This is a genomic window from Rhodococcus sp. NPDC057297 (assembly GCF_042667435.1).
GTDB lineage: Bacteria > Actinomycetota > Actinomycetes > Mycobacteriales > Mycobacteriaceae > Rhodococcoides.
The window spans coordinates 28,714-55,663 of sequence record NZ_JBHUZE010000003.1 but is presented as its reverse complement, the minus strand read 5'-3'; the positions used below and the strand labels follow the sequence as shown (position 1 = coordinate 55,663).

Below are 26,950 nucleotides of genomic sequence, written 5' to 3'. Positions count from 1 at the left end.
TAGATTTACGTATGCGGGACGCTGGGAGGATTAGTTTTCACGGGCGTAACAGAAGACACCTCAGTGGGAATGCAGCGGCTTCCCCGCCAGAGCGAGGTGAGCTTCCCCGAAGGCCTCGGACTGCGTCGGGTGCGCGTGGATCAGGTGCGCGACTTCCTCGGGATATGCACCCCAGTTGACGACCAACTGCGCTTCACCGATCAGTTCGCCGACGCGTGCGCCGACCATGTGAATGCCGACGACTGCGCCCCCGGCTCGCACCAGCTTGACCCCGCCCGACGCGCCGAGGATCTGACTCTTGCCGTTGCCGGCGAGGTCGTAGACGACAGAATCCGCGGAGCCGTGGCGCTCGACCGCCTGCGCTTCCGTCAGTCCGACGGACGCGATTTCGGGGTTCGAGTACGTGACCCGGGGGATGTTCTCGTCGGGGACCGGGACGGGCTTCAGACCCGCGATGTGCTCGGCGACGAAGATTCCGTGCTGAAATCCTCTGTGCGCCAACTGTGGTCCCCGGACGATGTCGCCGACGGCGTAGACACCGTCGTCCGAGGTCATCAAGTTTCCGTCGACGCCGACGAATCCCGAATCCATCGAGACGCCGCCGAGGTCGGACGTAGTGGGCCCACGCCCGACCGCGACCAACAGAACATCGGCATCGAGCGTCTCCCCGGAGTCGAGGGTCACTGTCACACCGTCTGGGGTTTCCTTGACGCCGGTGAACGGCGACGATGTCCGTGCGGCGATGCCTCGTTTCTTGAAGGCCCGGGTGAGCTGTTTGGACGCCCACTCGTCCTCGGCTGCAACCAGTCGGGGCAGTGCTTCGACGATGGTCACCTCGACGCCGAACGATGCCCACGCACTGGCGAATTCGACGCCGATGACTCCCCCGCCCAGCACGATGGCTCGTTTCGGGACGTAGTCGAGGGTCAACGCCTGGTCGCTGGTCAGCACTCGCGGACCGAGTTCGATTCCCGGTAGCACCTTTGCGTACGACCCGGTTGCGAGGACCACCGATGATCCGGTGATCCTGCGGCCGTCCACGTCGACGGTCTTGTTTCCGACGTATTTACCTGTACCGCTGATGAATTCGATCTTGTGAGCCTTGACGAGGCCCTGCAAGCCCTTGTACAGCTTGGAGACGACGCCGTCTTTGTAAGCGTGGACCCCGGCGATGTCGATACCCTCGAAGTTCGCACGAACCCCCACCGACGAGCTCTCCCGGGCGGTGTCCGCCACCTCCGCCGCGTGCAGGAGGGCTTTGGTCGGGATGCACCCGCGGTGCAGGCAGGTTCCTCCGACCTTGTCCTTCTCCACCAGGGTGACCGAAAGTCCCAGTTGCGCAGCACGGAATGCAGCTGCGTACCCGCCCGATCCGCCTCCGAGGACGACGACGTCGCTCATGCCAACGCCACCAGGTTCATCGGATCGGCAAGGATCGACGCGATGTCGGCCAGGAATCTCGAGCCCTGCTCACCGTCGACCAGACGATGATCGAACGACAGGCTCAGTGTCGTGACCGAGCGCAGAGCGATCTCCCCTTCGAACTCCCACGGCTGACGACGGATCGCTCCGAAACAGAGGATCGCTGCCTCCCCTGGGTTGAGAATGGGGGTCCCCGAATCCACCCCGAAAACACCGACATTGGTGATCGTGATGGTGCCGTCGGCGAGATCGGCCTGGCCGGTCTTGCCTTCCTTGGCCGTCACGGTCAGTTCGGTCAAAGCCTGCGCGACGTCCTTGAGGCCCAGCATGTGCGCGTCCTTGATGTTCGGGACCATCAGCCCTCTGGGTGTCGCGGCAGCGATGCCCAGATTGACGTAGTTCTTGGTGACGATTTCCTGATTCTGTTCGTCCCACTCGGAGTTGAGACTCGGATTGGAGCGCAGAGCGACCAGCAGTGCTTTGGCGACGAGCGCCAGCGGGGTGAGTTTGATGTCGCGGAAGTGCTTGGTGCCGCGTAGTTTTTCCAACAGTTCCACCGACGGTGTCACGTCGACGGTGATGAACTCGGTGACGTGCGGCGCGGTGAATGCGCTCGACACCATGGCTGCCGCCGTGTGCTTGCGAACTCCCTTGATGGGAGTGCGGGTTTCGTTCTTCACCGTGCCCGAGACCGGGGCTGTGTCGCGCTCGGTGTACGCAGCCAGATCATCGCGGGTCACCTCGCCGTGTGCACCGGTCGCCGATACGTCCGCAAGGTCGATTCCCTGCTGCTTGGCGACGAATCGGACCGGTGGGGACGCGAGCGGTCTACCGTTCGACGGCGGCGGCGACGCGGGGGCCGCCGCGCGACGGTTGCCGCGTCGGCTCACGCCTTCGCCGGCAACGCCGTATCCGACGAGAACCGGGACACGTTCTTCCTTCTCGGCTGGCTCTTCGGTCACGATCTCGGTCGAGCCGTCGGATATCTCGATGATGACGCTGCCCACCTGGACTGTCGAGCCTTCGTCGGCGTGCAGTGCCGTGACCGTACCGGCGAACGGCGACGGCAGTTCGACCGATGCCTTGGCGGTTTCCACCTCGGCTATCACCTGGTTCAGTGCGATGGTGTCACCGACCTTCACCGACCAGCTGATCAGTTCGGCCTCGGTGAGTCCTTCGCCGAGATCGGGTAGGCGGAAGCTGTTCGTCATGCCGGGAACGTCCTGTCCACTGCGTCGAGAATTCGGTCGGCGTCGGGGAGGAAGAATTCTTCGAGCTTCGCCGCCGGATACGGGGTCGAGAATCCGCCGACGCGCTGGATGGGTGCTTCGAGACTGTAGAAGCACTGATCCTGCACTCGCGCAGCGATTTCGGCGCCGATTCCCATGAACGTCGCTGCCTCGTGGGTGATGACGAGCCTGCCGGTCTTGCGGACCGATTCCGCGATGGTGTCCATGTCCAGTGGAGAGAGCGAACGGAGGTCGATCACCTCCAGCGAACGGCCCTCCCCCGCGGCGACGTCGGCGGCCTGCAACGCGGTGACGACGAGTGGTCCGTAGGCGATGACGGTCGCGTCGGTCCCTTCGCGGACGACCCGCGCCTTGTGGAGCGGATAGGCGTCGTCGATCGGTAGGGTGACGTCGACTTCACCCTTCTGCCAGTACCGACGCTTGGGCTCGAAGAACAGGACCGGGTCGTCCGACGCGATGGCCTGGCGCAGCATGACATTGGCGTCGGCGGCATTGCTGCAGCTGACGACGCGAAGACCGGCGGTCTGGGCGAAATACCCTTCCGGGGATTCCGAGTGATGTTCGACGGCACCGATTCCGCCGCCGTACGGCACGCGGATCGTCAGGGGCATCTTGACGTTGCCACCGGTGCGGTAGTGCAGCTTCGCGACCTGCGAGACGATCTGATCGAACGCGGGGTAGATGAAACCGTCGAACTGGATTTCGACGACCGGCCGGTATCCGCGGAAGGCGAGTCCGACTGCGGTGCCCATGATTCCGGACTCGGCCAGTGGAGTGTCGATGACGCGGTTGGGTCCGAAGTCCTTCTGCAGGCCGTCGGTGATGCGGAAGACCCCGCCGAGTTTGCCGATGTCTTCGCCGAGAAGCACTACCTTGGGGTCGTCTTCCATCGCTCGACGCAGGCCTGCGTTCAGGGCTTTACCGAGCGGAATCCGGGGGGCGGCAAGGGTCGCGGTCATGACTGAGCTCCTTCGAATCCGGCGAGATAGGTGGCGTAGGCGTCTCGCTCCTCGGCGATCAGCGGATGCGGGTCGGCGTAGACGTTGTCGAACACCGACATCGCCTTCGGCTCCACAGTGCCGAGGCATCCGCGGCGGAGTTCCGCTGCGGTCCACTCGGCCCGATCCTCGACGCGTGCGCGGAGTGCGTCGTCCATCGCTCCTTCGGCGTCGAGCAGTCGCTCGATGCGGTCGATGGGGTCCTTCTTCTTCCACTCGTCGTCGACTGCCGCCGACCGGTAGCGGGTGGGATCGTCGGAGGTGGTGTGCGGTCCCATTCGATAGGTGACGGCCTCGATCAGCATGGGTCCGCTGCCTTCGCGTGCGCGAGTCAGAGCCATCCGGGTGGCTGCGAGAACGGCCAGCACGTCGTTGCCGTCGACACGCAGTGCGGGAACGCCGAAGCCGCGGCCACGTTCGGCGATCGTGATGTGTGTTTGCAGAGTCACCGGCTCCGAAATTGCCCACTGGTTGTTCTGGCAGAAGAACACGACAGGGGCGTTGAAACTTGCCGCGAATCCAAATGCTTCGGAGATGTCGCCTTGGCTCGTGGCGCCGTCGCCGAAGTAGGTGATGACGGCCCCCTCGGCTCCGTCGAACTTCATTCCCAGGCCGTATCCCGTGGCATGCAATGCCTGGGATCCGACGATGATGGCCGGCGTCGTCATGTTGTACTCGTACGGGTTCCAGCCGGATTGTGTGGAGCCGCGCCAGAACCGCAGCATTTCCGTCGGGTCGACGCCGCGGCAGTACGCAACGCCGTGTTCGCGGTAGCTGCCGAAGACGAAATCGTCGGCGTGCAGAGCACGTGCGGATCCCACTTGAGCGGCTTCCTGTCCGAGGAGGGGAGCCCAGAGGCCGAGTTCTCCCTGACGCTGGAGTGCGGTGGCTTCTGCGTCGATACGCCGCACGACAACCAGGTCCTCGTAGAGATCACAAAGCTTCTCCGTCGTGATGTCCTCCACGAGGCCGGAGAATTCGGAAGGCGCGGTTCGCGTGCCTTCGGGTGTGACGAGTTGGATGAGGTCGTCATTGCTCGCCCGTGAAATTGCGGTGTCCATCTCGGCCTCCATACAGTTGCACTGTTACCTGGAACACAACCAAGAATCATCAGAAGGATCAATACATCACTTAGAAGTTGAGCACTCTGCATGATTCTGGGTAACGAAAACGTGCTTACCTTGTGCGCACTGACTGCTCGTGCGGCGGGGCGACCGGTCCCGGCCCGGCGCCCACACGGCCTCGAAGAATCAGGACCAACGCGACGGCCAGCAGCATCACCGCGCCCACTACCCACAGCCCTGCGCGCGCGTTCCCGGTGGCGTCGAGCAGCCACCCCGTCACGTAGGGCGCACCGAAACCTGACATGTTGCCCACCGAATTGATGATCGCGATTCCAGCGGCAGCGCCCGCACCCGTCAGGAACGTGCTCGGGAGGTACCAGAACACCGGCAGTGCGCAGAAGACACCGACGGCGTTGACCGTCACCGCAAGCATCGTCGTGAACGGTGTGTCCATGTACAGCGCGAACGGGATGGAGACGGCACCGACGAGGGTCGGAATCGCGACGTGCCAGGTACGTTCACCGGTTCGGTCGGAATGCCGGCTCCACAGCACCATGGCCACAGCACCGACGGCGAACGGAACGGCGACGATGAGTCCGGTTGTGACGAGGGAGAAGTCCGTATCGAACGTCTGCTTGAAACCGGCGACGATGCTGGGCAGGAAGAAACTGAGCGAGTACAGCCCATAGGTGATGCCGAAGTACACGAGGCCGAGCATCCACACGCGGACGTCGCGAAGCGCTCGTGTCACCGAGCCACTGACGTGTCCACCCTTCGCGGAGTCCTCGGACTCCAGTTCAGCGGTCAGCCATGCCTTTTCGTCATCGTCGAGCCATGTGGCCTGGGAGGGCCGGTCGGTCAGGTAGAACCAGGTGACGACGGCGAGTAGAACCGCGGGAAGGCCTTCGACGAGGAACATCACACGCCAACCCGACAGCCCGAACAGTCCGTCCCAGTACTGGATGATCGCGCTGGACAATGGCGCACCCAAAGCCGACGAGACCGGCAACGCCAGGAGGAACAGGCCCATCAGCCGGACGCGGTACGCACGCGGGAACCACATCGTCATGTAGAGCAGCACACCGGGGAAGAAGCCGGCTTCCGCGATACCCAGCAGAATGCGCAAACCGTAGAGCCAGCCCGCGGTGGGCACGAAGGCCATGCCCGCGGCGATCACTCCCCACGTCAGCATGATGCGGGCAATCCAGCGCCTGGCACCGAACTTGTGCAACGCCAGGTTGCTCGGCACCTCGAAGAGCAGGTAACCGATGAAGAACAGTCCGGACGCCAACCCGAACATCGTCTCGGTCAGGCCGAGCTCGTCGCTCATGGTGAGTTTCGCGAGCCCGATGTTCGTTCGGTCGAGGTAGTTGACGAAGTAGGCCAAACCCAGGAACGGAATGATCCGTCGGGCGACCTTCTTGACCACCCGCGTTTCGATCTCGGGTTTCGATGCGTCTGCAGGCATGTGTCTCGGCTTTCTCGGTGGTGAGAGTGACCTGGGACACGTTATGGGCTGGAGCGCGCTCAGCCTATGGAGGAATCGACCACTCCCGCGGCGTCGGCACGTGCAGTTTGCCCTTTCCGATCTCCGTGTTATCTTTAGTAGTCACATCGACTACTAAAGGAACAGCACATGACCGCGTTCACTGAATGGCTCGCTTCGACCGCGTTCGTGTCGTTCGGCGCCCCGACATCCTGGGTCGAAGTCATCGGATTCGCGACGGGAGCACTGTGTGTCCTGCTCGTCGCGCGACAGTCGGTGTGGAACTGGCCGATCGGAATCGCGAACAACGTCGCGTTCGTTCTCCTGTTCGTCGGTGCCGGGTTGTACGCGGACTCGGCCCTTCAGATCGTCTACATCGCGCTTGCCGTCTGGGGCTGGATCACGTGGACGTCCGGCGGACACCGAAAGACGACGATCGTCACCGCAACCTCGGTTCGGGAATGGACATGGCTGGCCATCGCGGGCGTCGCAGGCGTCGCGGGCATCACCATGCTGCTCTCCACGGCAACGGAATCCGTTGTGCCGTTCTGGGACGCACTGACCACCACGCTGTCACTGCTGGCGACGTGGGGGCAGATCAACAAGCGTCGGGAATCGTGGTTCCTGTGGATCGCCGCCGACGTGATCTACGTGCCGCTGTACCTGTACAAGGATCTGGTCCTGACGGCCGTGCTCTACCTGGGCTTCATCGCCCTGTGCGTGGGCGGCCTGCTGGCGTGGACTGCATCGATGCGCGACGCGGAACTGGTGGAGGCCTGAGATGTGGAACCACGCGCTGGTCATCGGGAAGTTCTATCCGCCCCACGCCGGCCACCACGCCCTTGTTCGCTTCGCCGCAGCCCGTGCCCGACGAGTGACCGTCGTGGTCATGTCCTCGGCGTTCGAATCGGTCCCCCTGGAACACCGAGTCGCCTGGATGTCCGAATCACACAGCGTGTCCGAATCACAGGCGGGCGACGCCGGGGTGACCGTCACCGGGATCGTGTGCGATGCGCCGATCGACCACACCTCCCGTGCCGTGTGGGCTGCGCAGGTGGCCTGTATGAGGGCCGCGGTGCGCACCGTGACCGACACCGAGGTCGACGCCGTCGTCAGCAGTGAAGCCTACGGCGACGAACTCGCGCAGTGGTTCGATGCGACGCACGTGCCGTTCGACCTGCCTCGATCGGCGGTTCCCATATCCGGCACCGCTTGTCGATCCGACTTGGCATCGTCGTGGGACATGCTCGATGCCCCCGCGCAGGCCGGTCTTGCCACCCGCATCGTCGTCGTCGGCGCGGAATCGACGGGCACCACCACGATCAGCGTCGCTCTGGCAGAGCACTTTCGACGACGCGGGGGCGTGTGGGCGCGTACGGGGCTCGTGGACGAGTTCGGCCGACAGGACACCTTCGACAAGCTCGCGGCGGCGCGGAAGGTCGCCCCGGATGCGGAGATGGACGACATCGTCTGGACGGGTGAGGACTTCGCGCGGATCGCACGCACGCAGCACGCGATGGAAGACGACGCCGCCCGCGCTGGTTCGCCGATTCTGATCTGCGACACCGACGCCTTCGCGACGACAGTCTGGGAGCGCCGCTACCTCGGCCCGGAATCTCGCCGAGCCGAGAACGAGGTCGACGGCCGCCGAGCGCTGTACCTGCTGACCGATCACGTGGACGTACCATTCGTGCAGGACGGCATTCGGGACGGTGAGTCGATCCGAGCCGACATGACAGGATGGTTCGTCGACGCGCTCACGCGTAGTGGGCGGTCCTGGGTCATGCTGACGGGAAGCCTAACCGAGAGAACTGCTCTGGCCGTTCGAGTTGCAGAACAGGAGCTGGGTAGGCGCATGACCTTCACCGATCCGCTGGGAGTGGTATGAATTACGACGCCACCCAGTATCCAAGGTTTGCCGTGACCGTCGACCTCGTTGCTCTGACGATCCGTGACGCCGATTTGTGCGCCCTTCTCGTCGAACGTGGCGAGGACCCCTTCGCCGGAAAGCTCGCACTGCCGGGCGGTTTCGTGCGACCGGAGGAATCCGCCACCGCCGCGGCGTCGCGTGAACTGAGCGAGGAGACAGGCCTGACCATCTTTCCGGGCTACGTCGAGCAACTCGGGACCTACAGTGCGCCCGATCGGGACCCTCGTATGCGCGTCGTCTCGGTCGCCTATGTCGCGTTCGCACCGGATCTGCCCGAGCCCGTGGCGGGAACGGACGCCGCTTCTGCCGCATGGTTGCCTGTCGGGGATGCACGGTCTCTCGCTTTCGACCACGACGAGATCCTCGCCGATGCCGTCGAACGCGTGCGTTCGAAGCTCGAATACACCACTTTGGCCACGAACTTCGTCTCCGACCCCTTCACCGTAAGGGATTTGCAGTCGGTGTACGAGACGGTGTGGGGGACGGAGTTGGACCGGGCGAACTTTCGCCGCAAAGTCCTGGGCACGGCCGGATTCGTGGAACCCGTCGACGGGGTCGTCGCCTCGACCGGCCGGCGTGGGCGCAACGCGCAGGTCTATCGCCCCGGACCCGCCTCGTCGCTCCACCCGCCGATTCTGCGCTGAACCGCCACTCGCCCTCAGGCGGAGCTGCCCGGATTGGTCACACCCGGCACCAGGTGGGTGGACACACCGATGCGGTTCCAGGCGTTGATCGTGAAGATCTGAGCCAGCAGCTGACCGGCGCGAGCAACGCCGGCCTCGCCGTCGAGACGTTGGTCTCGGTTCTCGAACTCACAACCCGAGGCCGGCGGCGAGGGTAGGCCAGCTCTTGGGCAGTTGATCGACCCAGTACGCCCACGAGTGGGTGCCGACATTCTCGAAATCGAAGGTGGCGGGGATGGAGAGCTCACGCAACCGATCGTCCAGTCTGTGGGTGCAGTAGTTCGATCCCACCTCGATGAGGCCACCCACCACGACGACGTCCCAGTCCTTGGCGGTCTCGAACTTCTCGTGCGGCCCCGGCAGCCCGCTTCCGACGGAGACGTAGATCGATTTGCCGCGCAACGCTTCGGCGTTGACCAGTACGTCGTGAGCCGCCCAGGCCGGGTCGAGCGGACTACCGAACATGTTGTCCGCGTTGCCGCCGAAGGCCGTGACGATCCCGCGCATACTGCCCTGACCCAACAGTTCCGCCGAGGCGAAGCAGCCACTGTACGCACCGACGGCCGAGTAGAGACTCGGATTACGCGACGCCAGCATCATCGCCGACTGCGCACCCATCGACAAGCCGGCGATCCCGTTGCGCCCGTTGCCGTCGAACTCGGCATCGATCAGCGGCGGAAGCTCCTGCGTCAGGAAAGTCTCCCACTTGTAGCGCCCGAGCTTCGGGTCGTCGCGCTGCCAATCCGCGTAGAAGCTTCCCGGCCCGGCGAGTGGGAGTACGACGTTGACGTTCTTGTCGCGGAAGAACTCGGCTGCCCCACCTTTGCGCAGCCACATGCTGTTGGTCGGATCCTCCTCACCGATCCCGCTGAGCATGTACAGCGACGGACGAGGTCCGCTCTCGGTCTCCGGGGTCAGCACCTGGACGTCGATGATCCGATCCATGCTCGGCGAGTACACCGCGAGCTGGGTGAGGGTGGTGCTGACGTCGACTCGGCTGTCGATCCTCGGGGCCGACGGTTCCGCAGTGGCGAGGGCGGGGATACCGACCCAGCCGACCAGAAGGACCGCGCAGAACACAACGAAACGCCATGCGTGAACCATGAAACCCCCGTGCTCGAGACGGCCCAGACGACCGTGTCCACCGGCAGTTTTGCATACGAAAACAATTGTGGGGCAACTTCGTACACAGACCGAGCGACAAACCGGCGAGTCTTCAATCGAAAGCGGGCGTACCAATCCATTCGATTGTTATCGGGTGCCCGCTCGGTCGGGGCTCGGCTACGCTCCCAACCCGGCCCCGGCGCGGGTGACCACCAGGCGAGGTACGACTGCGCGGGAAGAGAGCGACAGGACGCTCGTTGCGAGTTCGACGATGTCGTCGACTCGGATCATGGAGTCGCCGGGGATCTTGTCCTTGGTCCAGTCGCTCATGTCGGTGTCCACGTATCCGGGTGCAATGGAGGTTCCGCTGATGCCGTTGGCGCTTTCCTCGGCGTTCAGGGTTTCGACGAGTGACAGCATGGCGGCCTTGGTGGCTCCGTAGACGGCCAGACCTGCTTCGGAGTACACGCCCGCCATGGACGCGAGCGCGATCACCTTGGCTCCGCTGTCCGGGTTTGCTTGGACTGCGACGCGCATCAGTGGGATGGAGTTCTGCAGTAGATGGAACGGTGACCTCAGATTGACGTCGAGGGTCTTGTCGAAGCGGCGCATGGGGTAGTCCTCGATACGTCCTGCCGTCCCGACGCCTGCATTGAGGACCAATGCGTTCATGGATCCGTACGCCTCGGCGTGCGCGTCGGCGATTCGGTCGGCGGCCTCGCGATCGGCGAGGTCGGCGGCCACGGTCACCACGCGGGGAGCACCTGCCTGGACGAGGTCCTCGGCGACCTTCTCGAGCACCGCGCCGTCGCGCGCCGTGATCGTGAGCGAGTAGCCCGAACGCGCCAGACGTGTGGCGATTCCGAGTCCGATTCCACGCGAGCCACCCGTCACCAGAGCAGTTTTCATTTCTTCCCCTCGATCGCGCGGAGTCCCGACGCCATGAATTCCTGTGTAGCTTCTGCTGCGGATGAAGCCCCGGGTCCGGAGTCGGAGCCGGACAACGCTCGGTGCGTGATGCCTTCGCCGATGACCCCCAGCTTGAAGTTCGCGAGGGCCAGATAGAAGTTCCACTCGGGCAGCTCGGAACCTGTTTCCCGGCTGTACATCTGGGCGAGCTCGTCCGCGGACGGGTATCGATCACTGGTCCAGGCCGCGGACGTACCGAGTACCGCGTCGAACACGGGTTGCCGGTACACACACATCAGGGCGATGTCGGTGAGTGGGTCACCGAGGGTGGACAACTCCCAGTCCACCACTGCAGCAATGGAACCTGGATTCTCTCGCTGGAGGATGACATTGTCGATGCGGTAGTCGCCGTGCACGATGGACGCCTCGGACGACGGCGGCACCGCCGCTTCCAGTTTGTCCCGCAGTTTCTCCACATCCGGGAGTTCACGCGTTTTGACGGTTTCCCACTGGCGTGCCCACGTCTTGACCTGACGCCCGACGAATCCTGCCGGCTTGCCGAACGATCCGAGACCCACTGCGTCGTAGTTCACCTGGTGCAGGCGGGCGAGTACTCGAATCAGCTCGGACGTATTGGCCGCGACGTCCTCGTCGGAGAGACTGTCCAGATCCTCGCGGGTTCGGATGACCGTACCTGGATCGAACTCGACAACGGTTGCCGGAGCCCCCAATACGTCGCCGTCCCGGTCGAATGCCACCGTCCTCGCGACGGGTACATCGGTGGATTGCAGCGCGCTGGTCACAGCCCACTCGCGGGCCATGTCGTGTGCCGACGGGGTGAGACCGCTCGTCGGGGGCCGGCGCACGACCCAGGCGCTCGTGTCGTCGAATGCCTTGTACGTCAGGTTCGATCTGCCCCCGCTGATCAGTTCGACGCGCAGTTCACCGTCGAGGGCCACCCCGTTCTCACCGAGGAAGGCGGCGAGGGCCGGGGTGTTCATGCCTGGCAGTTCGGTCATTTCTCGGCGGCCTGACGTGCTGCCTTCTTGGCCGCGCCGACAACTCGCTTGGCAATTGCCCACCGGTGCACCTCGGACGGACCGTCGTAGACGCGGAAGGGCCGGACTTCCCTGGACAAGCGGGCCAACGGCAGGTCGTCGGACACTCCGAGCCCACCACACATCTGAATGCTGCGGTCCACGATTCGGAAGATGGCCTCGGCCGCATAGGTTTTGGCGATCGATGTCTCGTTCCCGGCGTGCGATCCCTGGTCGAGGGCGAAGCATGCCCGAACAAGAAGGGCACGCGTCGCGGCGATATCGATTTCGTTGTCCGCGACCATCTTCTGCACCATGCCGAGATCGCCGAGCGCGGAGCCGAATCCTTCGCGACGCGCCACGTGATCGACGGCGATGTCGTGTCCGCGACGGGCAGCGCCGAGCCATCGCATCACGTGGGTCATGCGCGCCGGTCCCAGGCGGACCTGCGCGTAGGAGAAGCCTTCGTCGACGGCACCGAGCACGTTCTCGTCGGGTACGAAGACGCTGTCGAAGAACACCTCGCAGTGTCCGCCGATCATCGCTTTGTCCAGGGTCCCGATGTGCCTGCCGACCTTGATGCCGGGAGTGTCGGCCGGCGCGAGGAACATCGTCGCACCGCCGCGGTCCCCCGGCTTGCCTGCAGTCCTGGCCATGATGATGAAGAACCCGGCGCCGTCCGCGCCCGTGATGAAGTACTTCTGCCCGTCGACCTTCCATCCGCCGTCGACCTTGACTGCGGCCGTGGTCAGTGCGGACGGGTCGGAGCCTGCACCAGGAGCCGGCTCGGTCATCGCGAACGCGGATCGAACATCACCGGATGCCAGCGGCGCGAGAAACTGCTCCTTCTGCGCCTGCGATGCGATGTGGGCAAGCATGTGCACGTTGCCTTCGTCGGGGGCTCCGATGTTCAGTGCGATGGGACCGAACAGCGAGTATCCCCCCTCTTCGAACACGGGCGCACGATCGCTCATGTTCAGCCCGAGGCCGCCGTACTCGACGGGGGCGTGCGGGGCGAAGACGCCTGCCTCCTTGGCTGCCTGCTGCAGGGAATTCCGCAGCTCGTCTCCGCCTGCATCGGCGATGTTTCCGAGGAACTTGTCCTCGATCGGCAACACGGTCTCCCGTACGAACGTCCGCGTCTTGTCGATGACGGCCTGGACCTGGGGTGAATACGTCAGATCGATCGACACCGGCGCGCTCCTCGAATTCGGGCCGACCGAGCGATCGCTCGGTCAGGTTTCAGGTTGACACAACCCCGCGAGGCTAGTCAAGAACACGCCGTCGACTCATCCCATCGGCAACGGGACGAAGAACTGTGCTTCGCCAGTTGCCGCCCCCGTCGCTCTTGGTGCGGTAGAGCATCGCATCCGCGGACTCGACCACTGCCTCGGCCGTGCTACCGCTTCCCGCGTGCGCGATGCACACTCCGACGGACATCCGTCCGTGGACGGAACTCTGCTTTCCGACGCAGCGGGCCGCGAGATCTTCGATGTCGTCCACCGTTTTCCTGGTCGCGACGATGCCGAATTCGTCGCCGCCGAGCCTGCACACGAGGTCACCGTCCTCCACGCATTCGCGGAGGCACTCCGCGATCTCCACCAGAACCCGGTCGCCGACGAGATGGCCGTGCCCGTCGTTGACGGCTTTGAAGCCGTCGAGATCGCAGAACAGAAAGGCCACGAGGTCGTCGTCGACCTGATGGCCGAGCCGCTCGGCGAGTTCGGTCATCGCGAGGCTTCTGACCCCGAGGCCGGTGAGGTCGTCGCGCTCCGCGCGCAGACGCAGGTGATCGAGAGCGAGATGCGAGGTACTACGATCCTCGGCCGTGCAGACGAACCTTGTGCCGTAGGCGCTTTCGATGCGTTGCAGCCGAACGTGCGCCCATCTCTCCTCGCCGTCGATGCGCACGACTCGTCGGTCTTCGACGCCGGCATGTCGGGTCTCGACACCGAAAACCGCAGTCAGATCGAGGCCGCGCAGCTCGTCGTCGTTCCGGCCGGTGAGCTCCTCGAAAGCCCTGTTGACCTCGACCACGGCGGAGTCGAGACCGAGCATCGCCGTCGGAATCGGCGAATCGAGGAACACGGCTCGGTACTGCAGTTGCTGATCTTCGGCATCGCCGATCCTGGCGGCTTCGGCGATGGCTGCACCTGCCTGGCCTGCGAACAGTTCGAGCATCGCGCACTGTTGAGCGTCCGGCACGAGACCGGAGATCGGGAGATCGACGCTCAGAACACCCAGCAGCGTGTTCTCCCCGGCCCACATCGGCGCCAGAAGCGCGTACTCCGGCCGCCAGATCCTCCGCTCACCATCCGGTGATGCGGCGAGGTAGTGCGTCCGATGCGGGTCACGATAGGACACGCCTCCGAGGGCATCGACGTCCGCCAAGTTCTCGTGGAACCGCAGTTCACCCCACCGCTCGCAGGCCTCCAGCAGCCCCAACCACACCTCGTGCGTCATCGTCTCGCCGACCATGTCGCGGACTTCCGGAGGGCCGGTTGCCGACGAGACGACGAGGCCCCCACCCGGAACCTTGACGTTGACGACAACAGCCCCGAAACCCAATACGTCGACGACAGCGGCGGCTATGCGATCGAGGGTGACGTCGAGCCCCTCTCCGACGCCGAGCCCGCGCACGACCTCGAGGATTCGCACGAGCGAATCCCGTCGTAGCGCCACGTCGTCGACCATTGTTCGATTCTTGCAGATTATGCGCCTGGCCTGCGATGAACCGTTTCGATCACACCCGCCCGTATGGCACTGTAGGTCCGTGCACGAAGCGGACAAATACCCCCAACCGACAGTCATCGGGCATCGCGCTCGCGGCCCTCGGGACATCGAGTGGGTACTGACCGTCGGAGTTGCGCCGCTACTCGTTCTGGTTCTGACGATGCCGATCATGGCACTGATAGACCATCAGGACCTTCTTCCCGGCGCACTCGGCGACTGGAATCTGTATGCGGTGTTCGGCCTTACCGTGTTCGCTCCCATCATGATCGTCGCCTGCGTCGCGGCGCTCGTGATGATCGCCGACTTCCGGGCAGGCCGGGCCGTGTCGACGTTCGGCAACGTGCTGGCGATCCTTTGCATGACCGTTCTCGTCACCGCCGAGATCACCGACTTGTTCCGTCCCGTCGTCGACGGCGACCCGGCCGGCTGGGTCTCGGCGCTGACGCCGTCGGGCACGCCGTTGTTCGTGGCGCCGTACATCGCGGTTCTCGTTGCGAATGCGTTCGTGGCCCTGCGATTATGGCGCCAGCGCCAGTAGTCTTTCGCCTATGAGCGCAGACTGGCGGAACGACACCGTGGACACCATCCGTGGACTGATTCTCACTGCTGCTCCAGGTGCCACCGAGGAAGTGAAGTGGCGCAAGCCGTCCAATCCCGACGGCGTGCCTACGTTCAGTCTCGACGGTCTTCTGTGCACGGTCGAGACCTACAAGGACAAGGTCAAGGTGACCTTCGCGAAGGGCGCGTCGGTGACCGACCCGTCCGGAATCTTCAACGCCAGCCTCGATGCCGGAACGCGCCGCGCGATCGACATCCACTCCAGAGACGTCGTCGACGAGAAAGGCTTCTCGGACCTGATCCGCAGCGCCGTGGACGTCAACCAGCACTAGGCCCACGGTGACCACCGCACGTCACGGACCACCGCACGTCGCGGACCACCGCACGTCGCGACGGTGACGTACGTGCGCGATTTGCCCTGCGCACTGCCCTATGTACGGTGGACGGGACGACCTGACGACACGTTTCCGACGGAAAGGACCATGTATGCCGCAGCCCACACGACTGGAGAAGAATCCGGAGAAGGGCTACGTCGCACTACTGGGCTGGAGTCTCGCCGCGGTGGAGGCCCTCGATGCATTCGACCGTCGGTACGTGGTCGTGGCGCCCGAATGGGCCGAGCAGTACTGCACCGAACACGACATTCCGTACATCTCCTGGAACTTCGAACGCATCAACGACCGTTCGCTCGAGATCGCCGAGGCATTGCAGGATCGTGGTGTCGACGTCGCGATCCCGCTGTACGAGGAAACTGTCGAGTGGGCGGGTGCCATCAACTCCGTTCTGCTCGGTAACCCACGGTTGTTCGGTCAGGCGATGTTGCTGCGAGACAAGGCGCTGATGAAGCGTCGCGCGCAGCTCGGCGGCATCCGCGTCGGCATCTTCGAGGAAGCGCACGACCGGGAAGACGTTGTTCGATTCCTCCGCCGCGTCAACCAGACACTCCTCAAGCTCGACGGCGACCCCAACGATCCCATTCACCTCAAGGCCTTCGACAAGGCCGGATGCCTGGGGCACCGCGTCATCCGCACTCCCGACGAGGTCGACTCCATCCCCGACGACGAGTTCCCGGTGCTGATGGAGTCGCATTTGGACGGTTGGGAATTCGCTGTCGAAGCGTGGATCCACAACGGAAAGATCAAGTTCCTCAACATCTCCGAGTACGTGACGCTCGGATACTCGGTGTTCGTGCCCGCAACTCCGGAGCTCGAGAAGTACCGGCCGCAGATCACCGCGCAGATCGAGAAGCTCATCAAGACCTTCGACATCGAGTTCGGATTCGTGCACCCGGAATACTTCGTCACCAGCGACGGAGAGATGTACTTCGGTGAAGTGGCATACCGGCCACCAGGTTTCAAGGTGTTCGAGCTCCTCGAGCGCGCCTACGGCTTCAACGCCTACCAAGGGCTTGCGCTGGCGTTCGACCCCAAGACCACAGAGGAAGAGATCGACGCGTTCTTCCCGACCGAGGTCGAGGACGCCACCGGCATCGCCGGCTGCTTCGGCGTGTACCCACGCCGACGCGTCGTCAGCCACCTCGAGATTCCGGCCGAGACCGCCGAGCACGACTATTACGAAACCAACGACCTCTCGGCACCAGTCGAGGAAACCGTCACCAAGCGAACAGCTTTCGGAACGCACTGGGGTCTGCTGTACTTCTTCGGCGACGACCCGTACCGCATGCGTGACCTGCTGAAGCATCAGGAAGAACTGGACTTCTACGTGTGAGGCAAGACTTCGGGGACTTCTCGACCGGTCCGTCACAGACATTGGACCCACCTGTCGACCAGGCGCTGGTCAGTCGAGTCGCGCAACTCGACCACGCCACCGAAGCATTGGCGGCGGCACCTGAATTCTCCAAGAACACCAAGGTCAAACGTGTCCTCGACGCGCTGCATCGAGTTCTGTTGCAACGCGGTGGATGCGCAGCAGTCCGTGAACGTGCCGCAGCGCTGGACGAGGCGGGGCTGTTCGCGGGCACCGACTGGGCGCATCCGGACATCCTGGTGCCCGGTTTCGTCGGACCGTCGCTGCGCAGCGGTGTGATCGATACCGTCGTCCTCGAGGCAACGAGCGAGCTTCGGCTGGTCGCAATTGCAGCAGGCGAGTACACACACCCGGCGGTCAGTGCCGAGGACGCGAAACACTATCTGTCGCAAGTGTTGGCGATGAACCTCGAAGTGCTGTTTTCCGCACCGTCGGAGGCCGAGCGCGTGAAACTCGGCCGCATCGCGCACCTCATCCGTGATCTGTTCGGCTACGTCGCCGATCAGATCGGCTACGACAGCGTCCTCGACAAATTGGGCGACGAGATCTGGCGGGTACTGCGGCAGCGACCCATTCAGGTCGACCACATCAAAGCCATGGTCACACGCATCGCGGTGTACCGGGAGGACCCCGAGGTGGATCTCGGTGCGTCGGGCCAGGGTCTCGATCGACTGATCTCGGCGTTGTTCGGTCCGACTGAAGCGTGCCGAGAGGATCCGGGCGTCGACGTGTATCGCGCCCGCCTCGACGCCATGGACGCCGAAGGTCTCGAGTTCGAGGCTCGTGGGTTCGCCCGCGCCATGCACGACACCGGTCTGGTCTCGCCGTACCACGCGACGCTGGTTCGATTCCTGATCGAGCACAACACATATCTGCTCGGCGAGGCACTCGGAGTCTCCGAAACCGGACGTACCTGCCTTCAGCGATACCCGGAACTGGTGCACTGCTTGATCAACGAAGCCGTGCACCCCGAGTCGGCGCAATGCCTCTACGGAATCGCGCTGTTGCTCGACCGCGGCATCCTGCACCAACCCCCGATCGTGCCGTCACTGTGGCGGCAGTTGGCGCTTCGACTGGAACCAGGCGTACGTCAGCGGCTCGTCGACGTGTTCGGCCCCACACCGGATCCGGAGTCGAGACTGCTCGGCGGGCTGCTCTCGATGCTCGGGCAGCCTCTGGGCGTCGGGCAGGGCGACAATCCCACGTGCCAATCGGCGCGCGCACTGTCGATGTGGGCGTACAACGATCCCGACTACCTGCTGCAGATGGTCGTGTGGGCGGCCCGCGACGACGAGATCGTCATGCACTTCGAGGGCCAATCGCTCTCGTCGAAGGACAGCTCGGGAGGTGTTGCCACGGCATCACCCGTCGACCTCGATCCAGTGTCGCAGCTCCTGGTTCCGCATCTGGATCGCATCTACGCAGAGATGATTCGTCGGTGCGCCGACCGCCCCGGGGATCCGCACAAGTGGGTCAACCCGGAGTTCCACGGATGGTGGTCGGCGCGCGGATTCAACATCGACGTCGACGTCGCAACGGGCAACCTGATCGATCTGGACGACTTCGTTCGGCAGTTCTACGCGTCGTACCACCTGGAATACAACGGCGGCCAACCGCTGGTGCACCCCCAGCCGGCGGGTGTCGCCGTCACCGACAGCGCCGCGCGGTACATCGGATGGCACGCCATCACGATCCTGCGCGTCGCCCCCGACCCGGATGCTGTCATGCGGGTCTACTTCTTCAACCCGAACAACGACAGCGGTCAGGACTGGGGCGACGGCGTCGTCGTCGGCACGGCCGGTAACGGGGAGAGAGCGGGCGAAGGCTCACTTCCGTTCGAGCAGTTCGCATCTCGGCTGTACATCTTCCACACCGATCCGCTGGAGAACGGTGAGCCGGACAAGGTGCCTGCATCGGCAGTGCAGGACACCATCGGCTACATCGAACGCAGCTGGGGTGCGGATCGGATGCCGGAGTCGGAGAGTTAGCACCGGTTCTGCCGGGTTGCCACCGCAGTTCGCGTCATAGTGCGTGTGGCAGCTCGGCAAAAAAGGTGTCAGCTTCGGAGCAGCCTGCCCATCAGTGTCCCGAGTTGCCCCAGTTCGTCCGCAGAAAGGTTCGCGAACCCCGCGGGCGGTGCGTTCAGTGCGGCGTTCGCTCGGTCGGCTACCTCACGTCCGGCGGGGGTGAGGTCCACGACCCGACGCCGACGGTCGGCAGGGTCTTCGGTCCGTATCACGTATCCGCGGGATTCCAACTCTTTCAACGTGACCGAGAGGTACGGCGGATCGGTGTTCAATCGCTCCGCGAGCGCTCCCGCAGACAGCGGGCCGGCCACCAGTCGCCGAAGCACCTTGCATCGGTAGAAGCTCTCCCCTGTCGCCGCGACCACAGCGCGGTGCGGATCGGCATGATCGAAGACGAGCGTACGGATGTCACCCCACACGTCCTCCGCACTCATGACACGAGCTCCGGCGACCGATCGGCAACCCGCTGCGCGGTGCCGCGGGCCCACGACCCGGTCGTGACGAAGGCGAGTACGAAGACGACGATTCCGGCACCTGCCATGACGAACCACGCCGAACGCGCAGCGTCGACGAACCCGTCGGCGAAGGTACCGACGAGACCGGAGGTGATGATCGACCCCACCACCGCGACACCGAGAGATTGGCCGACCTGTCTCGACGTCGACGCCACTGCCGACGCGACTCCTGCTTGACTGCGGGGCATTCCGGACACGGCAGTGTTGGTGATGGGCGCGTTGACCATTCCGAATCCGATTCCGAACACGATGTAGGGCAAGGCAAGCCACGCGAACGACGTCGTCGCCGTCAGCTGGGTCAGCATCAGGGACGAGACGACGAAGCCGACTCCGGCCACCACCAGTGAGGTCCGAGGTCCGCGAGAACCCGTGAGGCGTCCCGATATCGGTGCGAGTATCAGTGTCATCAACGCCATCGGAAGCGTGTAGAGGCCGGCGTGAAGCGCCGAGTAGCCACGAACGTCCTGCAGATACAGCGTGTTCAGGAACAGGAATCCGCCGAGCGATCCGAACGCACACACGGCGATGACCGTCGCCCCGGAGAACGGAACGCTGCGGAAGAAGCTCAGTTCGACGAGAGGTTCGGTCCGGTGCGTTTCCACGTACAGAAATGCGACGAGTGACGCCACAGCAACGGTGGCTGTGACGAGAATCGTCGGCGAGGACCATCCCTTCGCCGGTGTCTCGATGATGGTGAACACAACGCTGGCAAGCAGCACGATCATCAGCACCTGCCCGGCCGGGTCGAAGCGTCGTGCATGCGCGGCTCTGGATTGGGGAACGAACTTCCACGTCAAGAACAAGGCGATCACACCGATCGGGACGTTCACCCAGAAGATCGACTCCCAGCCCGCCGACGTGACGAGTGCACCCCCGATGAGCGGTCCTCCTGCCATGGAGATTCCGACCACGCCACCCCACACTCCGATAGCCCCCGCGCGTTCTTTCGGATCGGTGAACGTGTTGGTGATGATCGACATGGCCACCGGGTTCATCATCGATCCTCCGACGGCCTGCACCATGCGGAACGCAACGAGCCAGCCCAGCGACGGCGCGACGCTGCACAGCAGTGATCCGACGATGAACAGTGCCGTGCCGATCATGAAGAACTTCTTGCGGCCGAATCGATCAGCGCTCGAGCCTCCCAGCATCAGCAACGACGCCAGGACCAGCGTGTAGGCGTCGATGATCCACTGCAGGCCCGACACCGATGCCTGCAGGTCGGACCCGATCGACGGCAGCGCGACATTGACGATCGTGTTGTCGATGCTGACGAGGAACAAGCTCATGCAGCAGATTGCGAGCACAAGGTAGCGGTGCCGCTTGGTCAGTTCACTCATCGAAATCCAATACTTGTAGATACACAACTATTAGTTCGAGTATTGATCTCGGGGCGCCGCAGCGCAAGTCAGCGACGAGCGCCGAAGGTGGCCAGTGCCAGGCCGATGCAGGCGACTACTGCGGCCACGAGGGGACCGAGTCGGGGTGCGGCGTAGATCGACAGGGCACCGGCAAACGATCCCGCGATCAAGGCTGCGATCGCCCCGAGCCGGAGCGCGAGATGCTCGGTTCTGCCCCGGGCGAGGTCGTCGGCGATGTTGACCAGCGTTCCCGTGACGAACGTCGACGACAATCCACCTTCGGGGAGCGACGAGCGCGCGACCACCGTCTGCAATGCCATCGCCGAGGCCGACATGGCCACCAGAGCGACGACGGCGCCCACATCGAGCCACCATCCCACGAGAGTGAGCACCTGGACGGCTGCGGCCGTCGCCAGCAACGGCAACGTAGGTGCGCGCACGGAGCGGTGCGCGTACCAGAACCCAGCGAGCAGCACCACGAAGAACACTGCGATGGCGATTGCGGCGCCGACCAGGCTGGCGAGGTAGTCGTCCCGGCCGACCAGTCCGACGAGCACCAGATTGCCCGTCATGTTCGCGGTGAAGATGCCGCCGAGTGCGAGGAAGGCGAACGCATCCGTCGCACCCGCACCGAACGAGAGCATCAGAAGCAAGACCCCAGGTGAGTGGAAATGCGTCCCCCAGGACACATTTCCACTCACAGCCGACGGCCCAGGACCGCCATCGTCGTCGACCATGCCAGCGCGAGAAGGTCACGTACGGCACCGAAGGACGACGCCGTCGACCAGACCGTGGTGACGCCCGACGGCGGCACGGGGCGTCCGTCGAACCGGTCCTGTAGCCAGTCGAGGGTGAGCGGAGCGGACAGGGGGTGCAAGGACAGGTGTTCGCTGAGTCGGTCTCGCAGGTACGTGACGTGGACACCGTTGTCGAGGTAGCGGTCGACCTGTCCGTCCACGTCGTCGACGGCGATGATCTGATCGTGGACGGCCTGCACCACGAGCATCGGGACGGTGGGAGCGGTTCGACCGGGCTGAATGGCCTCGAACACCTCGAGAATCTCCGGTGTGGCGAGCAGATCGGCGAGAGGGATGTCGATGTACCGGTCGAGATCGTGCTTCGCGAGTTTGCGCACGGCAGCGACGGTGGTCAGATCGTCCACCGACTCGAGCAGAGCGAGCCCGTCGGCGTTGACGTGGGCCCTGACCACCCTGTCGAGATCCGGGTATGTTCTGCGCAGCCCCTCGACCACCAGCGTGGGCAGACCCGCGTGCAGGGTCGCGTTCAGCCGGGTGAAGGCCGATGCAGGATCGCCGACGGGTGAGCCGAGGGCCGCCCCGACCAGCGCGATCTCCGGTGCGTACTCGGGGGCCATCTCCGCGGCCCAGGACGTCGCGAGCCCTCCACCCGAGTAGCCCCACAGACCGACCTTGGTGTCATCGGTGAGACCGGCGGGTGCGAACCGCAGCGAGGCTCTGACCCCGTCCAAGGTGAAGAAGCCAGGCTCCCGGGGCGAGCCCCAGTGCCCGTCCGGGCCCTCGTGGTCCGGGATCGAGATGACCCAGCCGCGGCGCAGCGCATGCAGCACCAGGACGAACTCGAACTGCGGCACCGCGCCCCACGCTCGTGCGCCCCGCTGCAGCGCGTACGACGGAAAGCACGTGGCCGACACCGCGTCGATCGCGCACTGATACGACAGTAGGCGCGGAGTTTCGGCAACCGCTCCGCGCTGCATCAACACGGTGGTGACGCTGACCTGCGGCGATCCGTGGAGATCGGACGTCCGATACAGCAGTTGCCACGCGTCGACCTGCTGCGGAATCTTCCCGTACAGCGCCACCTGGACCTCACGGAACCGCAGGACATCACCCGGCGCAGCCTCCTCGAAGCCGTCGGGCGCAACGTAGAACGGGTCCGCATCCGGCCGTGCTGCTCGGTTCGGCCGCGGCATCTCCTGCGGTTCCCACGGAGATCTACCGGCTTTTTCGTCGACGACGCTCATCCCACACCCTTTGTCCGAGTCTCACGGTCACACTAACCCGGACCTGACGCCATGCGCCGTCGGCGTACCGCACCGGCACGCTCATCTGGACAATTCGGGAGTCGAACCCGCCTTCCAGTCGTACATTCCTTCCATGACCACCACGTCGACGGCAACGCGCATGCGGCTCAACTGGATCACTCTCGTCATCGGTATCGCACTGACCGTACTGGCGATCTACGACATCACCCACGGCGAACGGTCCACCAGCGAATGGATCGCCATCGTGTGTTGGCCCATCGTGGCAATCGGCAGCGCTGTCCAGTTGACAAGGCTCAGAAAGCAATAGAACGCTTCTCAGCGATTGCTTGTCGCGACTGCGAGGCGAAGAGGGTCCTCCGGAGGCGATTCGAGCAGCGGAAGCCGCACTGCCGCAGTGTCTATGACGCCGATTTCCGCCAGCGCGGCCTTCGCCATGATCGCGCCCTGGGAGGTACGCATGACGGCGTCGGTAAGCGGGAGCAGTTCGACCTGGATTCGACGAGCGGAGACGAGGTCACCTCGCCGCACCGCATCCGCGAGGGCCGCGTTCCGATCGGCGACGAGATTGCCCACAACACTGACGAGTCCGGTTGCGCCGACTGCCAAGTACGCCAGGTTGAGCTCGTCGATTCCGCAGTAGTAGGCGAGCGATGTACGAGACATCACCGTCGAGGCCTCGTACAGGTCCCCTTTGGCGTCCTTGACGGCTCTGATTCGCGGATGCTCGGCCAGCAAGGTCAGCGATTCGGGCGTGAACGCCGTGCCGGACCGCGCAGGCACGTCGTACAGCATCACCGGCAGATCGGTCGCGTCGGCGACGGCAGCACAGTGCGCGAGGATGCCCGCCTGCGTCGGCCGCGAGTAGTAGGGACAGACGACGAGCAACCCGTCGGCACCCGCCGCTTCCGCGCGACGAGCCCTTTCGATGCTCGTCGCGGTGTCATAAGTTCCGACACCAGCCGTCACCGTGGCTCGACCGTCGACTCGCGACACCACCGCGGCGACGAGTTTCTCCATCTCGGCGTCGGTCAGAGTGGGCGCCTCCCCCGCCGTGCCTGCGACGACGATTCCGTCGCACCCCGTAGCGACGAGATGGTCGACGAGCCTGCCGAGGGATTTATCGTCGAGCTGTCCATCGCTGGTCATCGGCGTCACCATGGCGACGCAGTTGGTGCCGAAGAGTTGTTCGGTGGTCATGCACAGAAGTGTGCGACGCAGTAAGCCTTCGGTCCAGCGATGGTTTTTCGCGGATAATGAGTAGCATCGCTTCATGGTCGACGTCGCATCGCTGCATGCCCTGAAGTCGGTGGCCACCCTCGGCACCCTGGCAAAGGCCGCCGACGAACTCGGCTTCACGGCCTCTGCCGTCTCACAGCAGATCAAACGACTCGAACGCCAATTGGGTCTTCGCGTTCTCGCCCAGGCAGGGCGCGGTGTCGTGCTGACGCCGGCAGGCCAAGCACTCGTCGACTCCTCTCCCGACGTCTTCGATGCACTCGAACGATGCGCCGAAGCCGCTCGTTCCGTGGCCGACGGTGCACCGCGCGGCACTCTGCGGGTCGCAGCCTTCTCCACCGCCATTCGCGGTGTGCTTGCTCCGGCGATGCGCGCACTCGGCGCGGCATGCCCACAGCTGACCCTGCAGATCAGCGAACAAGATCCCGACCGCGCGATTCACAGCGTCGATTCGGGTATCGCCGACGTCGCCCTCGTCCACGACGCAGACGGACTCATCGCCCCCATACCGCCGTCGCTGAACCGGCAGTCGTTGCACACCGACATCGGCGACATCGTCGTACATCGAGATCACCTGCTCGCCCGCGAAGTTCACCCGTTGCCCGCCTCCGCACTGACCGGTCTCACCTGGGTGACGAGTCCACCCGGAACCGTGTGCCACCAATGGTTTCGACGCGTCGTCGCCGACCTGCCGGACAGTCCCGACGTCCGGCACCTGGTCGACGACTTCTCCAGCCAACTCGCCTTGGTGGCGTCGACGAACGCCGTCGCACTCATCCCTCGACTCGCGCGCCCACCTTTGGGTGAACACCTGGTAGCACTCGAACTGCGTCGCCCACCAACGCGTGAACTGCACGCCGTCTGGCGCCGCAGCGCAGATTCCAGCCCGGCCGTTCGAGCCCTCGTCGACGCCGTGCGGTGAGCGAATTGCTCAGTCGCACTAGCCTGATCGCCCGCCAAGGTGTTCGGCCAGGAAGGCGTCCGCGGCCTTGAACATGGTGATCAGGTTCTCGGGGTTGGCGAAGATGTGCCCCTCGTCCTCGAAGACGATGTAGTCGACGTCCACTCCTCGGGCCCGGAGAGCGTCCACCATGTTGTCCGATTCCGCCTTGACCACGCGAACATCGTTGGCCCCCTGCACGACCATCAATGGCGTTCGGATCTTGTCGACGTGCGTGATCGGGGATCGAGCGAGAGCATCGGCTGCCTGATCCGGGTCGTTGGGGTCACCGACGTAGGAGTACCAATTGTTGACCAGGCTTGGTTTGGCGTGCTCGGGCAGCGACTGCATGAAGTTCGTCAGGTCGGAAATACCCACGTACTCGACGGCTGCGGCGAACGTGTCCGGGGTGAACGTGACACCGACCAATGTCGCGTATCCGCCGTAGGAGCCACCGAAGATCGCAACTCGACCCGCATCTGCGTAACCTCGATCGACGGCCCAGTCGACCGCGTCGATCAGATCGTCGTGCATCTTGCCTGCGAACTCACCGATCGCGGCACGCATATGAGCCTTGCCGAAGCCTGCCGATCCACGAAAGTTCACCTGCAACACTGCATATCCACGATTGGCGAGCACCTGAACGGTCGGATCGAATCCCCATGCGTCGCGGGTCCACGGCCCTCCGTGGACGACCAACACCAGGGGTAGCCCGGTCGGCTCGATACCGATGGGCAACGTCAGGTAGGAGGGTAGTTCCAATCCGTCGCGCGCGGTGATCGTGACGGGCAGCATCGGTGCCATGTCGTCGGGATCGATGTCGGTCGAGCGTCGAAACAGCATCTCGGCCGAACCGGTCGAGTGGTCGTACAACCATGTGACTCCTGGATCGCGGTCATGGGTGAACGTCACCACCCAGCGTCTGCCCTCACAGTCCGAGGACAGGCCGGCGACCGTTCCGTCGGACAGTTCTTCCAGGTTGGTCAACACGTCGGCGAACTGATCGTCCACGGTCTGGATGACCTGCTTGTGGCCGAGATAGCGCACGCCGAGCAGCTGTGTGGTTCCACGCGCTCTGATCAGAGCAGGCGGGCACGTCGAGAATGCCGCGTGTCGGGTGTCGACGTCCAAGGTCGGGTGGTCGTCGACTTCGCTCTGTTCACCTGTCTCCAGATCGATGCGGACGATTCTGGTCCGGTCGGTCCCGTCGTTGGACCCGATCCACACACCGGATGCATCGGGAGTGAGCTCGAACGGATAGATGTCGATCGGGTAGCCCTCTCCGCCGAACGTTCTGATCGTATGCAGCTCCCCGGTCTCGTTGTCGAGGCGCGACAGAACAAGTTCTCCCCTGTCGGTGACGGAACGCGCGAAGAGTCGACCGTCGCCTGCGTACAGCCAACCCGAGACGTTGCCCGGGTTCTGCACCAGCATCGTGAGTTCACCTGTGACGATGTCGAGTTCATGGAGATCGAACTCACTGGGCGTCCTCGCGTTGAGCTGTAACGTGAACTTCCCCGGCCGAGCATTTACCTTCTCGAATCCCATTACCATCGCTCCGGGATACGGGGTCAGGTTCACCGCGTCGGCCGACGGATCATCGAGATCGATGCGGAAGACATGCCAGTTCTCGTCGCCACCGTCGTCCTGCTGGTACACCAAATATCTTGGATCGTCGGTCCAGGAATACCGTTGCACCGTTCGCGTGTCGTCGGCTGTGACGCAGCGCGGTTCGTCATCGGAGTCGATGTTCTGGATCCACACGTTGGACCGGTTCCTCCATGGCGCCAAGTAGGCGATACGTGTGCCGTCCGGTGAAATCGACGCGCCGGTCCGCTCGGCCGGACTGACGAACTGTTCGATCGAAATGAGTTCGGGCAGAGCCATCTTGATCCTTTCGTCCATGC

General features: G+C 64.1%; 25 protein-coding genes. 9 read left to right on the top strand and 16 right to left on the bottom strand.

Translation table 11 applies throughout. The annotated features are described in order from the left end of the window. Positions 1 to 60 precede the first annotated feature (60 nt). The 5 genes from lpdA to ACFULT_RS10165 all read right to left on the bottom strand — a co-directional run bounded on the left by lpdA (position 61) and on the right by ACFULT_RS10165 (position 6,202). The gene (gene lpdA, locus ACFULT_RS10185; protein ID WP_037107970.1) at positions 61 to 1,401 is read right to left on the bottom strand and encodes a dihydrolipoyl dehydrogenase; all 1,341 of its coding nucleotides are present in this window, start codon (positions 1,399 to 1,401) and stop codon (positions 61 to 63) included. After that, positions 1,398 to 2,633 carry a dihydrolipoamide acetyltransferase family protein gene (locus ACFULT_RS10180; RefSeq protein ID WP_378481397.1) on the bottom strand — a complete coding sequence of 412 codons (1,236 nt, stop codon included), beginning with the start codon at positions 2,631 to 2,633 and terminating at the stop codon, positions 1,398 to 1,400. Before ACFULT_RS10180 ends, lpdA begins: the two co-directional genes overlap by 4 nt. Beyond that, on the bottom strand, positions 2,630 to 3,631 hold the full coding sequence (locus ACFULT_RS10175; protein WP_037107967.1) for an alpha-ketoacid dehydrogenase subunit beta: 1,002 nt from the start codon (positions 3,629 to 3,631) through the stop codon (positions 2,630 to 2,632). The genes ACFULT_RS10180 and ACFULT_RS10175 overlap by 4 nt, the downstream gene beginning before the upstream one ends. After that, complete coding sequence (gene pdhA / locus ACFULT_RS10170) at positions 3,628 to 4,731, bottom strand: pyruvate dehydrogenase (acetyl-transferring) E1 component subunit alpha (RefSeq protein ID WP_094720544.1); 1,104 nt, start codon at positions 4,729 to 4,731, stop codon at positions 3,628 to 3,630. Before pdhA ends, ACFULT_RS10175 begins: the two co-directional genes overlap by 4 nt. Before the next feature lie 115 nt (positions 4,732 to 4,846). Continuing rightward, on the bottom strand, positions 4,847 to 6,202 hold the full coding sequence (locus tag ACFULT_RS10165; protein WP_378481396.1) for an MFS transporter: 1,356 nt from the start codon (positions 6,200 to 6,202) through the stop codon (positions 4,847 to 4,849). Positions 6,203 to 6,370: 168 nt separating this feature from the next. Here ACFULT_RS10165 and pnuC point away from each other — a divergent pair, with 168 nt between their 5' ends. From pnuC to ACFULT_RS10150, 3 genes are read left to right on the top strand one after another with little or no spacing between them, the layout of a single operon-like run. Continuing rightward, positions 6,371 to 7,000, top strand: coding sequence for a nicotinamide riboside transporter PnuC (gene pnuC / locus ACFULT_RS10160; protein ID WP_037107964.1), 630 nt, complete (start codon positions 6,371 to 6,373; stop codon positions 6,998 to 7,000). Position 7,001: 1 nt separating this feature from the next. After that, complete coding sequence (locus ACFULT_RS10155; protein WP_378481395.1) at positions 7,002 to 8,108, top strand: AAA family ATPase; 1,107 nt, start codon at positions 7,002 to 7,004, stop codon at positions 8,106 to 8,108. Positions 8,109 to 8,140: 32 nt separating this feature from the next. Beyond that, positions 8,141 to 8,794, top strand: a complete 654-nt coding sequence (locus ACFULT_RS10150; protein ID WP_378481394.1) for an NUDIX domain-containing protein — start codon at positions 8,141 to 8,143, stop codon at positions 8,792 to 8,794. Between the two features lie 168 nt (positions 8,795 to 8,962). Here ACFULT_RS10150 and ACFULT_RS10145 read toward each other — a convergent pair whose 3' ends face one another. From ACFULT_RS10145 to ACFULT_RS10125, 5 genes are all read right to left on the bottom strand, one after another. Continuing rightward, positions 8,963 to 9,937: an alpha/beta hydrolase gene (locus ACFULT_RS10145; RefSeq protein ID WP_378481393.1), complete on the bottom strand. Its 975-nt coding sequence runs from the start codon at positions 9,935 to 9,937 to the stop codon at positions 8,963 to 8,965. A gap of 177 nt (positions 9,938 to 10,114) precedes the next feature. After that, positions 10,115 to 10,846, bottom strand: coding sequence for an SDR family oxidoreductase (locus tag ACFULT_RS10140; RefSeq protein ID WP_037107957.1), 732 nt, complete (start codon positions 10,844 to 10,846; stop codon positions 10,115 to 10,117). Beyond that, entirely contained in the window at positions 10,843 to 11,865 is a 1,023-nt protein-coding gene (locus tag ACFULT_RS10135; protein ID WP_378481392.1) for a phosphotransferase family protein, read from the bottom strand. The genes ACFULT_RS10140 and ACFULT_RS10135 overlap by 4 nt, the downstream gene beginning before the upstream one ends. Beyond that, a complete protein-coding gene (locus tag ACFULT_RS10130) occupies positions 11,862 to 13,076 on the bottom strand; it encodes an acyl-CoA dehydrogenase family protein (RefSeq protein ID WP_378481391.1) in 1,215 nt (404 codons plus the stop codon). The genes ACFULT_RS10135 and ACFULT_RS10130 overlap by 4 nt, the downstream gene beginning before the upstream one ends. Before the next feature lie 73 nt (positions 13,077 to 13,149). Continuing rightward, positions 13,150 to 14,577, bottom strand: a complete 1,428-nt coding sequence (locus ACFULT_RS10125; protein ID WP_378481390.1) for a diguanylate cyclase domain-containing protein — start codon at positions 14,575 to 14,577, stop codon at positions 13,150 to 13,152. A 79-nt stretch (positions 14,578 to 14,656) separates the two neighbouring features. Between ACFULT_RS10125 and ACFULT_RS10120 the strand changes: the two genes are divergently transcribed. The 4 genes from ACFULT_RS10120 to ACFULT_RS10105 all read left to right on the top strand — a co-directional run bounded on the left by ACFULT_RS10120 (position 14,657) and on the right by ACFULT_RS10105 (position 18,929). Further along, positions 14,657 to 15,154 carry a hypothetical protein gene (locus ACFULT_RS10120; RefSeq protein WP_037107950.1) on the top strand — a complete coding sequence of 166 codons (498 nt, stop codon included), beginning with the start codon at positions 14,657 to 14,659 and terminating at the stop codon, positions 15,152 to 15,154. A gap of 10 nt (positions 15,155 to 15,164) precedes the next feature. Then, positions 15,165 to 15,506, top strand: coding sequence for a DUF1801 domain-containing protein (locus ACFULT_RS10115; protein ID WP_037107947.1), 342 nt, complete (start codon positions 15,165 to 15,167; stop codon positions 15,504 to 15,506). A gap of 154 nt (positions 15,507 to 15,660) precedes the next feature. Beyond that, a complete protein-coding gene (locus ACFULT_RS10110) occupies positions 15,661 to 16,902 on the top strand; it encodes an acetyl-CoA carboxylase biotin carboxylase subunit family protein (RefSeq protein ID WP_020111081.1) in 1,242 nt (413 codons plus the stop codon). Positions 16,903 to 16,943: 41 nt separating this feature from the next. After that, positions 16,944 to 18,929, top strand: coding sequence for a hypothetical protein (locus tag ACFULT_RS10105; RefSeq protein WP_037107944.1), 1,986 nt, complete (start codon positions 16,944 to 16,946; stop codon positions 18,927 to 18,929). Between the two features lie 68 nt (positions 18,930 to 18,997). Here ACFULT_RS10105 and ACFULT_RS10100 read toward each other — a convergent pair whose 3' ends face one another. The 4 genes from ACFULT_RS10100 to ACFULT_RS10085 form a co-directional block, all read right to left on the bottom strand. Then, complete coding sequence (locus ACFULT_RS10100) at positions 18,998 to 19,402, bottom strand: MarR family winged helix-turn-helix transcriptional regulator (protein WP_037107942.1); 405 nt, start codon at positions 19,400 to 19,402, stop codon at positions 18,998 to 19,000. After that, positions 19,399 to 20,823 carry an MFS transporter gene (locus ACFULT_RS10095; RefSeq protein WP_378481389.1) on the bottom strand — a complete coding sequence of 475 codons (1,425 nt, stop codon included), beginning with the start codon at positions 20,821 to 20,823 and terminating at the stop codon, positions 19,399 to 19,401. Before ACFULT_RS10095 ends, ACFULT_RS10100 begins: the two co-directional genes overlap by 4 nt. Before the next feature lie 68 nt (positions 20,824 to 20,891). Then, positions 20,892 to 21,488 (bottom strand): YoaK family protein, encoded by a 597-nt coding sequence (locus tag ACFULT_RS10090; RefSeq protein WP_378481388.1) that lies wholly within the window; start codon positions 21,486 to 21,488, stop codon positions 20,892 to 20,894. A gap of 53 nt (positions 21,489 to 21,541) precedes the next feature. Then, on the bottom strand, positions 21,542 to 22,846 hold the full coding sequence (locus ACFULT_RS10085; protein ID WP_037107936.1) for a lipase family protein: 1,305 nt from the start codon (positions 22,844 to 22,846) through the stop codon (positions 21,542 to 21,544). Between the two features lie 133 nt (positions 22,847 to 22,979). Between ACFULT_RS10085 and ACFULT_RS10080 the strand changes: the two genes are divergently transcribed. After that, complete coding sequence (locus tag ACFULT_RS10080) at positions 22,980 to 23,174, top strand: hypothetical protein (protein ID WP_141216828.1); 195 nt, start codon at positions 22,980 to 22,982, stop codon at positions 23,172 to 23,174. Between the two features lie 8 nt (positions 23,175 to 23,182). Here the strand turns inward: ACFULT_RS10080 and dapA are convergent, their stop codons facing one another. Next, complete coding sequence (gene dapA / locus ACFULT_RS10075) at positions 23,183 to 24,064, bottom strand: 4-hydroxy-tetrahydrodipicolinate synthase (RefSeq protein WP_378481387.1); 882 nt, start codon at positions 24,062 to 24,064, stop codon at positions 23,183 to 23,185. A gap of 73 nt (positions 24,065 to 24,137) precedes the next feature. On the opposite strand from dapA, the gene ACFULT_RS10070 reads away from it, so the two are divergent. Next, positions 24,138 to 25,025: a LysR family transcriptional regulator gene (locus ACFULT_RS10070; protein WP_378481386.1), complete on the top strand. Its 888-nt coding sequence runs from the start codon at positions 24,138 to 24,140 to the stop codon at positions 25,023 to 25,025. Between the two features lie 18 nt (positions 25,026 to 25,043). Here ACFULT_RS10070 and ACFULT_RS10065 read toward each other — a convergent pair whose 3' ends face one another. Next, on the bottom strand, positions 25,044 to 26,930 hold the full coding sequence (locus tag ACFULT_RS10065) for an alpha/beta fold hydrolase (RefSeq protein ID WP_378481675.1): 1,887 nt from the start codon (positions 26,928 to 26,930) through the stop codon (positions 25,044 to 25,046). Positions 26,931 to 26,950: the final 20 nt, after the last annotated feature.